Origin of the sequence: Gordonia rhizosphera NBRC 16068, assembly GCF_000298195.1 — a bacterium.
GTDB lineage: Bacteria > Actinomycetota > Actinomycetes > Mycobacteriales > Mycobacteriaceae > Gordonia > Gordonia rhizosphera.
This window is the reverse complement of record NZ_BAHC01000062.1, coordinates 64853-76895: the sequence shown is the minus strand read 5'-3', so window position 1 is coordinate 76895 and position 12043 is coordinate 64853. Positions and strand designations below refer to the sequence as shown.

The window sequence follows — 12043 nt, the reverse complement described above, 5'->3', positions numbered from 1 at the left end:
GAAAACAGGTATCGCGGGTGTGCAGATCACATTCGGCCCAGCGAGCGCAGCCCGACCACCGTCCCGACCAGCGCGAGCAGGGCGAACCCGAACATCAGAAACCGGGCCGACGACACCTCGGAATCACCGAGGCTGACCAGCAACCCCGCGGCCGCGGTACCGAACGTGTTGGCGATCATCTGCACGGTGTTGACGCCCGCCGAAGCCCGCGCGGCCTCCGCCTCATCATCCGTGATGGTCATCGCGGCGGCGGCCACATGCGGGAACGCCATCCCGATCCCGGTTCCGGCGAGCCCGAGCGTGACGAACCAGCCGATCATCGCCACCGGTGAGGTGTACGCCTGCATCAGGCCGTAGCCGGTGAGGCCGGCGGCGAGTGCGAGCGGGCCGACGACGCGGACCGCATTCGCCCGTCGGCCGGTCGCCCAGGTCGAACTCACCAACTGCGCCACCGTCCAACCCCAGGAGAGGGCGGCACCGAGGAGCCCGGCGACGAACGGCGACATGCCACCGATCCGCTGTCCGAACAGGGGGATGAACAACTCCGACGTCGAGCCGATCGCGAGGATCGCGATGGACAGATAGATCCATTTCAGCGGGTTGACGATGCGGAAGGCGAGCCGGGGAAGCAGACCGATCCGGCGTCGTCGATCCGCGACGAGGAACTCCCCGAAGAGCAGCACGCCGATCACGACCAGCAGTGTGGTGGCGCTCCGGGTGTGCACGACCGCCGCCACCGAGACCGCGGCCGTCGCCGCCGCGACGAGGAGCAGCGACGTCAGCGGCAGTGGCTGCGCCGCGGGTGTCGACGGCGGCCGCTCGGGGATCGCACGCGTCACCGGCACGGCGACCGCGACGGTGACGAGCACCAGCAGCCAGAACGATCCGCGCCACAGACCGATCTGCGCGAAGAAGCCACCGGTCACCGGGCCGACCAGGTTGCCGACACCCCACATGGCCGAGAACAGGCCGACCGCCCGCAGCCACAGCACCTCGGGCAGCGCCACCCGCACCACCGCGAACGCCAGACCCGTCAACAACCCGCCGCCCAACCCCTGGATGGTCCTGCCGCACAGCATGATCGGCATCGTCGGACTCAGCGCACACACCGCGGAGCCGAGGCCGAACAGGCCGAACGCCCACAGGTAGGCACCGCGCGGCCCGGCCTGCTGCAGCACGCGCGTGACCGTCATGGACGCGACGACGGAGGCGAGCAGGTAGACGGTGCTCACCCACGCGTAGAGCGACTGTCCACCGATCTCGGCGATCGCGCTCGGCAGAGACGCCGCGGTCAGGTAGGTGTTCATCGCGAACACACCGATCCCGCCGGCGAAGACGATCACGACACCGCGGTGCCCATGACCCAGCAGCGCGCGCCACGAGTCGGCCCGGATCTCGGGGGCCGGCTCGCCCGCATCGCTCATACGGTGATTGTCGCGGCTACGAGGGCGAACCGACCAGTCCGTGGGCGTCGTCGGCGGCGATGGTGAGCGCGGCGACGACGATTCCCACGATCACTCCGATCGCGGTGTCCACGGCACGATCGACCGCGACCTCCGGGGAGAGTCCGACGTTCAATCCGGTCAGCAGCAGTGCCATCGGGGTGACCGCGAGGGTGGTGATCGTGTAGTTGATCGTCGAGGCCACCTCGGCGACGATCTGGAACACGACGATCGCCGCGACGGCACCCCAGTAGCCTAGCGGGACGGCGAGCATGGCCGCGGCGATGACAGCGCCGAGGACGTTGCCGATCAGTCGTTGCACACCCCGGGTGACCGTCCGGTGATAGGCGACGCCCTGCATCGCGGCCACCGCTCCCATTGCCGCCCACAGCGGGTGTGACAGCCCGGCGGCGCCGGCGAGGGCGGCGCTGACCGCGGCGGCGGCGGTGACGCGCATCCCGGTGGCGAGAAGGGCGCGGTCGGTGACGCGGGCCAACGCCCGCCAGACCGATTCGTGCTGCGGGCCCGCCTCCGCCCGGGTTCCGAACCCGGCCGCGATCCATGGCGCGAGTGAGGCAAGGACGCCACATGTTGCCCCGATTGCGGTGGCGACCAGCACCCGTGTGACATCGGTGGCGGTGTGCGCGAATCCGGCGGCCCCCGTGGCGGCGAAGGCGAAGATCACCGCACCCGGCCCCACGATCCGCAGTGCCGACAACACGACCACCGCCACCCCGGCGAGCTCCGAGATGACGGCAACCTCGGTCGGTGCCGAGGCGTCGGCGACACCGACGGCGGCGCCGACCGCGACCGCGATGACGGTGGCCACGGCGAGGACGACAAGTCGCGGCCACCGCTGCGGGTAGGGGTCGGGCCGGCAGAACGCCGACACCAGCGCGCCCAGGGAAGCGAAGCCGGCGACGTCGTGGTGCCCGAGCAGTCCGCCCGCGACCAGCATCAGCGCGACCGCGACGCCGACGCGGACGGGTGCTCCGATGCCGACCCGGCCGATATCCAGCGACATGGCGTCGCGCCACACCCGGGGCCGGACGGCATGGGTCATCGCGACGCGGACCCGAACGGGTCGCGGGAAAACGGTGGTGGGGAAGGGCACGGTTGGTAAAGGCACGGGGAAGTACTTTACCACTATTTTATCTATGAAATAAATGTCGTGGGTCCTACCATGGGTCCGTGAATACAGCAGGCGCGCCGGACCTCGTCGACCGCATCCAGCGCGAGTGGCAGCTGGCCTACCCGGGTCTCGACATGCGCCCGATCGGAGTCCTGAGCCGCATCCAGCACATCGCCACGCTCAGCAACCACCGGCTCGATCGGAGCCTCGAACCGCATGGTGTGAGCCGCTCGGAGTACGACGTGCTCGGTGCGCTGGCCCGGGCCGACCGCCCGCTGCGGGCGAGTGAAGTGGTGTCGACGACACTGCTCTCCGGGGCCTCGATCACCAAGATCACCGAAACCCTCTCGCGGCGAGGGCTGCTGGAACGACGCAGGTCCGAACGTGACGGCCGGGTGGTGTTGCTCCAACTCACCGACGAGGGTCGCCGGGTCGTCGATGTCGAACTGCCCCGACGACTTGCCGACGACGAACGTGCGCTGTCGGGCCTGACCGCCGCCGAACGGGAGACACTGTCGACCCTGCTGCGCAAGGTGTCGTCGGCATTCGGAGGTTGAGGCTCCTGAGGCGCAGCCCTCGCTCCGGCCGCTGCGCGGCATAGTGGGACCCATGGAACTCGATGAGGTCATGCGCACCACCTTCGCCGCACGGGAATTCACCGACGATCCATTACCCGACGACGTCCTCGGGCAGATCCTCGACAACGCGCGGTTCGCCCCGACCGGCGGCAACCGGCAGGGGGCGCACATCGTCGTCGTCCGTGACCCCGGCACCAAGTACCGGCTGAGCGAACTGGGAGAGCCGACGGTGCGGCGCTACGTCGCCCAGAAGAAGGCCGGGGAGTCGCCGTGGAATCCGGTGCGGCCCTGCGCGGTTGCGCAGGACGTCATCGACGCGACGCGGGTGCCGGACAGCTTCGTCGAACCGATTCGGCGGGCCCCGGTGGTGTTGGTCGTCTCCGTCGACCTGTCGGTGGTGGCCGCGGTCGATCAGGACCTGAACCGGGTGGGTCTGGTGAGCGGAGCGTCGGTGTATCCGCTCGTGTGGAACATCCTGCTCGGCGCGCGGCAGGCGGGTTTCGGCGGCACCATCACCTCGATGGCCGTTCCCCAGGAAGGCGAGGTCCGCGACCTGCTCGGCCTGCCGGAGACCCACGCCCTGGCCGCGGTCGTCCCGCTCGGCCGACCGGTGCGGCAACTCACCAAACTGCGACGCCACCCGGTCGACGAGTTCGTGACACGAGAGCGCTTCGACGGCCTACCGTTCACCGTGTGAAGATCTGACTACATATATGGTCAGATGTATTCGTTCTCCGGGTGGTCGGGGAAGTTCAGCCGAAAGGAGTCACCGCGGCGACGATCTGGCGGTTCGCCGACGCCGAGGGTGGCACCGAGGTCGACGTGGAGTTCGAATACCGACTGCCCGGTGGACTGGCCGGACGTGCACTCGGCACCCTCCTGGAACCCTTCATCGGGCAGGCGATCCGACACACCGAGTCGAAGCTTGCCGAACAGGTCGGGCGGCTCGGCTGACCGTCGACTTTTCTCACCTCTCGGCGCGCGAAGAGGATCATGGACAGCGGAGGGCGCGCATCGGGAACCTCGTCGCCCGGTGTTCCGACTGATATACCGATGGTTCGGGCAGGCGGGCGTGGAGGAGCAGCAATGATCTCATCGGACCACTTCGACGTCCCGATGGCCAAGATGTTGCGGAAGATCGAGCGCGACGTGTTGGCGGAGGTGCCGCTGCAGCGCCGCGCGGTCACGAAGGTGTCCGCGTCGACCGCGGTGCTCCTCGCCGTGTCGGTGGGTGCGTGGGCGCTCTGCGCGGGTACGACGCTGTCGATGGTCGCGGTCGCCATCGGGTGCGCTGCGGCGGTGGCATCGACGGTGGCCCTGCTCCGACGCCGTTTCCTGTGGTGCTGGCTGGCCTCCGCGATCAGCGGGATCGGGGTGCCGCTGTCGATTCTGGGATTCTGGTCGGTGCAGACCGGGGAACCGGGCCGGCCGTGTTACTGGCTGCTGGTGTCGGCGATCTGCCAGATCCACCTCGTGGCGAATTGGGTGCAGTGCGGGCTGCCGCCGCAACGGCACATGCCGAGTCCCTCCGGTGTCGCTCACCCGCGCGGGTGACGTCCGGTCCTGGAGACACACCACTAGCCGGTGGTGCGGTGCTCGCCGGCCCGATAGGCGGCCTGCAGGTCGTCGCGGGCCCGCGCCACCCGTGAGCGGATCGTGCCGACCGGGCAGCCGCACACCGCGGCGGCCTCGGCGTAGCTCATCCCGAGGATCTGGGTCAGCACCAGCGCCTCGCGGCGCGGTTCGTCGAGAGCATCGATCAGCATGCGGAGTTCGACGTTGTCGTCGTGCCGTTCGGTCAGTGAAGTGATCGAGGCGATCGTCTCCGACGACGCGTGCAGGTCCATCCGTGGTCGCGACGTCTCGTAGCGGATGTGGTCGACGACGACCCGCCGCGCGATCGACAGCAGCCACGTGCGTGCCGTCGACCGGCCGGAGAACCGGGCCAGGGACTTGACGGCGCGGAGATAGGTCTCCTGGGTGAGATCGTCGGCGTGGCGGTCATCGCTGAGGAAGCGCACGAAACGCCATACATCGTTCTGGGTCGCGCGGATGAAGTCGGTCAGTGCCCGAGCGTCGCCACGACCGGCGGCAAGGGCGAACGCGGTGATCTTGTCCTCGTCGCCACCCCGGTTTTCCACAGGCCAACCCTAACTCACGGCTGACGGGAACTTTCCAACCAGGTCCTCCGACCTGTACCAAGAAGAGAGGTCTGCCGCAGGGAAGGGCCGATTAGTGAACGTGGGAGGCACGGTGGCAACCGCCATCTCGGGACAGATCGGGTCTGACCACACGAAACGTGTGGAACTCGATGTGTCGGGTATGACTTGTGGTGCCTGCGCGGCACGCGTGGAACGCAAACTCAACAAGGTCGAGGGTGTCCACGCGTCGGTGAACTACGCCACACGGGTGGCGACGATCGACGCTCCGGACTCGCTCGGCATCGACGATCTGTGTTCGGTCGTGGACACGGCCGGTTATGCGGCGACCGAACGCGTTCGTGCGGCATTCGACCCCGACGACGACCCCGATCGCCGCTACGCGGCCTCCATCTTCCGCCGCCTCGTCGTCGCCCTGGTGCTGTTCGTGCCGCTGGCGGACCTGTCGATCATGTTCGCGACGGTCCCCGCCACCCGCATCACGGGCTGGCAGTGGATACTGATCGCGCTCGCCGCCCCAATCCTGACGTGGTGTGCGTGGCCGTTCTACAAGGTGGCCGCGCGCAACCTGCGCGTCGGTGCGCTGTCCATGGAGACGCTGATCTCGGTCGGCGTGCTGGCGGCGACGGTCTGGTCACTGATCTCCATGTTCGGCGAGCAGCCGCCGACGTCCGACGACGGCGTGTGGCAGGCGATCCTCGGCAGCGACTCGATCTACCTCGAAGTGGCCGCCGGTGTGACGGTGTTCGTGCTGGCCGGACGCTATTTCGAGGCGCGGGCCCGCTCGCGCGCCGGGGGTGCGTTGCGTGCCCTCGCCGCCCTCGGCGCCAAGAACGTGTCCGTGCTGCTGTCCGACGGCACGGAGATGCGGCTACCCGTCGAGGAACTCAAAGAGAACCAGCGGTTCGTGGTGCGGCCCGGCGAGACGATCGCGGCCGACGGGCTGGTCATGTCGGGTACGGCGTCGATCGACATGAGCGCGATGACCGGCGAGTCCCGCCCGACCGACGTCGCGGAGGGCGACAGCGTCATCGGCGGCACTGTCTCGCTGAACGGCCGGCTCGTCGTCGAGGCCGCCAAGGTCGGCGACGACACCCAGTTCGCCGCGATGGTGCGGCTGGTCGAGGAGGCACAGAGCGGCAAGGCGAAGGCGCAGCGGCTCGCCGACCGCATCGCCGGGATCTTCGTGCCCGTCGTCATCCTGATCGCCATCGCGACGGTGGGGGCGTGGCTGCTGGCCGGCGCCGACACGGACAAGGCCTTCGCCGCAGGTCTGGCGGTCCTGGTCATCGCGTGCCCCTGCGCGCTCGGACTGGCGACGCCGACTGCGCTCATGGTCGCCTCCGGTCGCGGCGCCCAGCTCGGCATCTTCCTCAAGGGTCATCATGCGCTCGACGCGTCCCGCGAGATCGACACGATCGTGTTCGACAAGACCGGCACCATCACCCGCGGTGAGCTGACCGTCGTCGGCACCTTCGTCTCCGCGGGCCACGACGCCGACGACGTGCTGGCGACGGCCGCCGCGGTCGAGGTCGCCTCCGAGCACGCGGTCGCGAAGGCGATCGTCGACGCCACGACAGCCGATGCCCGCCCCGAGGTCCATGAGTTCGTCGCCGACGCCGGCAAGGGGGTGTCCGGTGTGGTCGACGGACACCGGGTCGTCGTGGGTTCGCCGCGCTGGGTGGCGCGTGGGATCGCCGTCCCGGCAGATCTCGCTCGGGCCCGGCGCGACGCGGAGGAGCACGGCCGCACCGTCGTCTATGTGGCGATCGACGGCGCCGTGTGCGGTGCGATCGCGGTGTCCGACACCGTCAAGGACTCGGCGGCGCCGACGATCACCGAGCTGCGCCGCCTCGGCATCCGGACGCTGATGGTGACCGGCGACAACGCCGCCGCCGCGCAGGCCGTGGCCGACGAGGTGGGGATCGACGAGGTCCTCGCCGAGGTACTGCCGAGCGAGAAGGTCGCCCGCATCGAACGGCTGCGCGGTGAAGGGCGCGTCGTCGCGATGGTCGGCGACGGCATCAACGACGGCCCCGCCCTGGCCACCGCCGACCTGGGGCTGGCCATCGGCCGCGGCACCGACGTCGCGATCGCCGCCGCCGACATCATCCTGGTCCGCAACGACCTGGGTAGCGTCGTCGAGGCACTCGGGCTGGCCCGCGCCACGCGGCACACCATCCGCACCAACATGGTCTGGGCGTTCGGCTACAACGTCGCCGCCATCCCGATCGCGGCCGCCGGACTGCTGAACCCGCTCATCGCCGGTGCGGCGATGGCGTTCTCGTCGTTCTTCGTGGTGTGGAACAGCCTGCGGCTGCGTCGCTACGCCGGCGAATCGCGCTGGGAAGGGAACTGACGCCCCGACGCCGACCCGACCCGGAATCGGGTCAGCCGCGGTCGCGCGACATCTCCGCGAGCATGCGGTTGTAGGCGTCGAGCTCGTCGTCGTGGTAAACGTCCACGCGACGATCCTGCTGCTTGGCCTGACGCCGATCCTGGCCGGCCCACTGGCTGACCAACGCGATCACCACCAGCACCGCGGGCACCTCGCTGGAACCCCACGCGATCGCGCCCCCGAGGAACTGGTCGCGGGACAGATCGGCGAGCCAGGGCAGGTCCAGGTACCGGTAGAAGGTGCCGCCGATGATCGAGTTCATCGTCATCGTCGCGATCCCGAAGAACGCGTGGAATGGCATGACCGCCAGCAACAGGCCGAGCCGGGCGAGGTAGGGGAGGCGTTTGGGACCCGGGTCGGTGCCGATGATCACCCAGTAGAACAGATAGCCGGTGATCAGGAAGTGCAGGCTCATCAAGTCATGGCCCCAGTGATACCGCGCGAGGGTGTCGAACAGGCTCGTGAAGTACACGCCGTAGAGCGACAACACGAAGATCAGCAGCGCGACGACCGGATTGGTCAGGATCTGCGTGAACCGGGAGTGCACCATCCAGACGATCCATTCCCGCGGGCCGGGCAGTGCGCCGTGCTGCGCGGTCGGGAAGACCCGTAGCGCCAGTGTCACCGGGGCGCCGAGCACCAGCAGGACCGGGACGAACATGTTGAGTGCCATGTGTTCGGCCATGTGCACGCTGAACATCGCCATCCCGTAGGTCCGCACCCCCGACGACGTCACGATCAGCAGCGCCACACAACCGGCGAGCCACGACGCGGTGCGGCCCATCGACCACTCGACGCCCTGTTGCCGCAGCCGCACGACGCCGACCACATAGGCGGTGCCCAGCACGATCGCGCCGACCCCCAGGAACATGTCGACGCGCCAGTCGAGCGCGAGCGTCGCCACCGTCGGCGGGTCGGGCAGCTCGTAGCCGAGGAACACATCCCAGGCGGTGAACTCGTGCAGCAGCAGGCCGGGCGCGGTGCGCGTCGCCATCGCGGCCAGGGCCGCCGACAGCAGGGTGCCCAGGGCCGCGCCGACCATGAGCGACGTTCCCGCCGAGACCGGCAGCGTATCCGTGCCACGAACCCGGCGCCAGGCGACGATGTCGACGATCAGCCCGGCGACCAGCAGTGCCGCGGCGACGAGCGACCAGCGTCCGTAGGCCGTCGTGGCGAACTGCGACAGCGGCACCAGGAAGGTGAGCAGCAACGCGCCGTACACGACGCCGATCGATTCCAGCGCGATGGCGACGCCGAGCACGCGACGGGCCACCGCGGGCCGGTCGGCGGGCGGGGTGTCACGGCCGACGGTGACCGCGGCGGCGATCTTGAGCCCGATCATCGCGGCCACGGCCGCGGCGAAGACGATGACTGCGCTGGTCGTGTAGTCGTGATTCGGGCCCTGACCGGCGTTGCCGGCGACCGGCAGCGTGACGGCGGCGATGAACCCGGGGATCAGCATCAACGCATGGCTGACCCAGGTCAGCTTCAGCCGCGTCACGATGGTGATGATCAGCGCGAAACAGCCGGCGACGATCCAGGCGACCGACTGCTCGGAGGCGTCGATGACTGCCATCGTTCCGGCGTTGGTGAGCAGGGTGCCCACCGGGACGCCCGAACGATCGGCGGCGGTGACGACCACCATGACCGCGCAGACGAGCAGCCAGACCGGTGCTGCCCATTCGACGATCCGGTGGGCGCGGAACGTCTCGACCCCGATCGTGCCGTCCTTCTCCGGGCGAGCGCAGAGCACGACGTAGGCCAGCGCACCGAAGACCAGCGCGCCGAGGAAGGAGCCCATGAAGAACCCGAGCGGCGTCGCCACGGCCGTGAACCATCCGGGGAAGCTGTCGCCGGTCTCGACGAACCTCGACGACCCCGAGATCAGCGAGTAGACGACCAGGCCGAGCGCGCCGACGGCGGCCGCACCGACGATCACCGTCGAGGCGGCGGGCCGAGACGCCCGGAGTGCTGAAACAGACATGTGACCTACGTAACCATTGTTCCTTTGACCTGCAGCGTTCGCAGAGGTCGCCCGTCCAGACTACGACGCGTCGTCGTTGCCTCCCAACCGCGCTTCCGGTCAGCTCGGTCGATCCGTGGGAACCAGGTCGGCAAGCGGTCCGACCACTGGTGAGAACGCCGGGCGAAACGGCGCCGCCACCGATGGCTCGTGCCGGCCATCCAGACCCTCAGGGAGATCGAGTGACCGCGACGCCGCCCACCGACACCGGGCCCGCGCCAACACCGACAACGGAGCCCCCGAGCCCACCGGCGGATCGCGGTGCCTGGAACCGATGGCGGCCGCTATTGCTGCGCTGGCACTTCTACGCCGGGATCCTGATCGGACCCTTCATCCTCGTGGCGGCGGTGACCGGGCTGCTGTATGCGGTCATTCCGCAGGTCGACGCGGCGGTCTACCGCCACGAGCTGACGGTCGACCATGTCGGCACACAGCGGATACCGCTCGGTGAACAGATCGCGGCCGCGAGGTCGTCCCATCCGGAGGGCACCATCACCGCGATCACGCCGGCGACCGCCGCCGACGACACGACCCGGGTGATGCTCGCGGTCGACGACGTACCCGTTGACCACGGGCGGACCGTGTTCGTCGATCCCTACACCGGTGAGGTGCGAGGTGCGCTGACCACCTATGGCCAATGGCTGCCGGTCCGCGCCTGGTTCGACGAGTTGCATCGGACCCTGCATCTGGGGGAGATCGGTCGCAACTACAGCGAGTTGGCGGCCAGCTGGCTGTGGGTGGTCGCCCTCGGCGGGTTGGTCCTCTGGATCGGGTACCGGCGCAGAACCCGCAAACTACGGCGGTTGCTGGTGCCTGACCGGGCCGCGCCGACCCGGCAGCGGACCCTCAGCTGGCACGGTGCGGTCGGTGTGTGGATCGTCGTCGGATTGATCGTGCTGGCCGCATCGGGGCTGAGCTGGTCACGCCATGCCGGTGCGAACATAGCGGATCTGCGGTCCGCGATGGCATGGACCACGCCGTCGGTGTCGACCTCGGCGGTCGAGCCGGATACCGCGGACACCGGACACGACGGTCACGATCATGGTGGGGCCGGCGGCCCATCGTCGGAGGGGGACGCACTCGAGGGGGTCGATGCCGTGGTGCGGACCGCCCAGGAGGCCGGACTGCAAGGCCCGATGAACCTCACCCCACCGTCGGAGCCCGGCGCGGCGTGGGTCGTGAAGGAGAACAAGCGCGACGCCCCGACCCGCTTCGATGCCGTGGCCATCGACTCGGACACGCATCAGATCGTCGACCGCGTGGACTTCGCACAATGGCCGTTCATGGCCAAGATGACCAGCTGGGCGATCAACGCCCACATGGGAGTCCTGTTCGGACTGGTCAACCAGATCGTGCTGGCGCTGCTCGCGGTCGGCCTCATCACGGTCATCGTCCGCGGATACCTGATGTGGTGGCGTCGTCGTCCGACCAGACTGTCGCACCGCACACTGCCGGTCGCGCCGCGACGCGGGGCGTTGACGACCCTGAAGCCCGGCGAGGCGGTCGCGGTGGTGGTCGTGGTCGCGGCCGTCGGCTGGTTCGTGCCACTGTTCGGCATCCCCCTGGTCGTCTTCGTGGTCGTCGATGCCCTCCGGGGTCTGATCGGATCACACCGGAACGCAACAGAGGTGACCCAATGATCGACGACCTGTTGCTGCGATGGGTGGTCACCCTGCTGTTCGGCCTCGCCGCGGTCGAGTGCCTGTTCTCGTTCCGATCGCACCGGATGCCGTGGTACGGCCAGGTCGGCCACGTGCTCCACCTGATCATGGCGGCCGCCATGCTGGTGATGGCGTGGCCGTTCAGCATGAGCTGGCCGACCGTGGCGCCGATGGTGTTCTTCCTCCTCGCCGCGGTGTGGTTCCTGGTGGCGACCGTGGCCTGGGCACGCACGTGGACCGACCGGGCCGCCGACCTCTACCACGTGGTGATGATGTCGGCGATGGCCTGGATGTATGCGGTGATGAACGGGACGATTCTGCCGGGAGGCACACAGTCCGGCGACCCCGAGATGGGGCACGACGGCGTGCACGGCTCCGGCATGGCCGGGATGGACATGGGACACGCGGGTACCGGCGATGCGATGACGGCGCACGCCGGCGCCGAACCGGGTTACGTCGAGCCGATCAACGTGGCACTCGCGATCGGCTTCGCGGTCGCGGCGGTCGTGTGGCTCTACGTCTACTTCTCGAGGCGACAGGCTGCCGAACACCCGTCGTCGTTGCTGACGCATGCCGGCGAGATCTGCCAGGTTCTCATGGCGGCGGGAATGGCGATCATGTTCTTCGACATGGTATGAGGCTCCCCGCCG

General features: G+C 69.0%; 11 protein-coding genes. 7 read left to right on the top strand and 4 right to left on the bottom strand.

Going from position 1 to position 12043, the window contains the following annotated elements; genetic code table 11:
* Positions 1-26 precede the first annotated feature (26 nt).
* Both GORHZ_RS07085 and GORHZ_RS07080 read right to left on the bottom strand, forming a co-directional pair.
* Positions 27-1424: an MFS transporter gene (locus tag GORHZ_RS07085; RefSeq protein WP_006331539.1), complete on the bottom strand. Its 1398-nt coding sequence runs from the start codon at positions 1422-1424 to the stop codon at positions 27-29.
* A gap of 16 nt (positions 1425-1440) precedes the next feature.
* Positions 1441-2505 (bottom strand): FUSC family protein, encoded by a 1065-nt coding sequence (locus GORHZ_RS07080; RefSeq protein WP_051998787.1) that lies wholly within the window; start codon positions 2503-2505, stop codon positions 1441-1443.
* 128 nt (positions 2506-2633) lie between these two features.
* Between GORHZ_RS07080 and GORHZ_RS07075 the strand changes: the two genes are divergently transcribed.
* The 4 genes from GORHZ_RS07075 (at position 2634) to GORHZ_RS29430 (ending at position 4706) form a co-directional block, all read left to right on the top strand.
* Complete coding sequence (locus GORHZ_RS07075; protein WP_006331536.1) at positions 2634-3131, top strand: MarR family winged helix-turn-helix transcriptional regulator; 498 nt, start codon at positions 2634-2636, stop codon at positions 3129-3131.
* 52 nt (positions 3132-3183) lie between these two features.
* Complete coding sequence (locus tag GORHZ_RS07070) at positions 3184-3849, top strand: nitroreductase family protein (RefSeq protein WP_040530522.1); 666 nt, start codon at positions 3184-3186, stop codon at positions 3847-3849.
* A 41-nt stretch (positions 3850-3890) separates the two neighbouring features.
* The gene (locus GORHZ_RS07065) at positions 3891-4106 is read left to right on the top strand and encodes an SRPBCC family protein (protein ID WP_006331534.1); all 216 of its coding nucleotides are present in this window, start codon (positions 3891-3893) and stop codon (positions 4104-4106) included.
* A gap of 132 nt (positions 4107-4238) precedes the next feature.
* Positions 4239-4706 (top strand): UbiA prenyltransferase family protein, encoded by a 468-nt coding sequence (locus GORHZ_RS29430; protein WP_006331533.1) that lies wholly within the window; start codon positions 4239-4241, stop codon positions 4704-4706.
* A 23-nt stretch (positions 4707-4729) separates the two neighbouring features.
* Here GORHZ_RS29430 and sigC read toward each other — a convergent pair whose 3' ends face one another.
* Positions 4730-5293, bottom strand: coding sequence for an RNA polymerase sigma factor SigC (sigC, locus tag GORHZ_RS07055; RefSeq protein WP_006331532.1), 564 nt, complete (start codon positions 5291-5293; stop codon positions 4730-4732).
* 112 nt (positions 5294-5405) lie between these two features.
* On the opposite strand from sigC, the gene GORHZ_RS07050 reads away from it, so the two are divergent.
* Positions 5406-7670 (top strand): heavy metal translocating P-type ATPase, encoded by a 2265-nt coding sequence (locus tag GORHZ_RS07050; RefSeq protein ID WP_245551363.1) that lies wholly within the window; start codon positions 5406-5408, stop codon positions 7668-7670.
* A gap of 31 nt (positions 7671-7701) precedes the next feature.
* Here the strand turns inward: GORHZ_RS07050 and GORHZ_RS07045 are convergent, their stop codons facing one another.
* Positions 7702-9693: a cytochrome c oxidase assembly protein gene (locus GORHZ_RS07045; protein WP_051998786.1), complete on the bottom strand. Its 1992-nt coding sequence runs from the start codon at positions 9691-9693 to the stop codon at positions 7702-7704.
* Positions 9694-9914: 221 nt separating this feature from the next.
* Here GORHZ_RS07045 and GORHZ_RS07040 point away from each other — a divergent pair, with 221 nt between their 5' ends.
* Both GORHZ_RS07040 and GORHZ_RS07035 read left to right on the top strand, forming a co-directional pair.
* Entirely contained in the window at positions 9915-11372 is a 1458-nt protein-coding gene (locus tag GORHZ_RS07040; RefSeq protein ID WP_006331527.1) for a PepSY-associated TM helix domain-containing protein, read from the top strand.
* Positions 11369-12031 carry a DUF5134 domain-containing protein gene (locus tag GORHZ_RS07035; protein WP_006331525.1) on the top strand — a complete coding sequence of 221 codons (663 nt, stop codon included), beginning with the start codon at positions 11369-11371 and terminating at the stop codon, positions 12029-12031. The genes GORHZ_RS07040 and GORHZ_RS07035 overlap by 4 nt, the downstream gene beginning before the upstream one ends.
* Positions 12032-12043 lie beyond the last annotated feature (12 nt).

Excerpts from the sequence above, each read along its gene's own strand:
- GORHZ_RS07070 (WP_040530522.1), top strand. The coding sequence starts at position 3,184 with ATGGAACTCGATGAGGTCATGCGCACCACCTTCGCCGCACGGGAATTC.
- GORHZ_RS07080 (WP_051998787.1), bottom strand. The coding sequence starts at position 2,505 with ATGACCCATGCCGTCCGGCCCCGGGTGTGGCGCGACGCCATGTCGCTG.
- GORHZ_RS07045 (WP_051998786.1), bottom strand. The coding sequence starts at position 9,693 with ATGTCTGTTTCAGCACTCCGGGCGTCTCGGCCCGCCGCCTCGACGGTG.
- GORHZ_RS07035 (WP_006331525.1), top strand. The coding sequence starts at position 11,369 with ATGATCGACGACCTGTTGCTGCGATGGGTGGTCACCCTGCTGTTCGGC.
- GORHZ_RS29430 (WP_006331533.1), top strand. The coding sequence starts at position 4,239 with ATGATCTCATCGGACCACTTCGACGTCCCGATGGCCAAGATGTTGCGG.
- GORHZ_RS07085 (WP_006331539.1), bottom strand. The coding sequence starts at position 1,424 with ATGAGCGATGCGGGCGAGCCGGCCCCCGAGATCCGGGCCGACTCGTGG.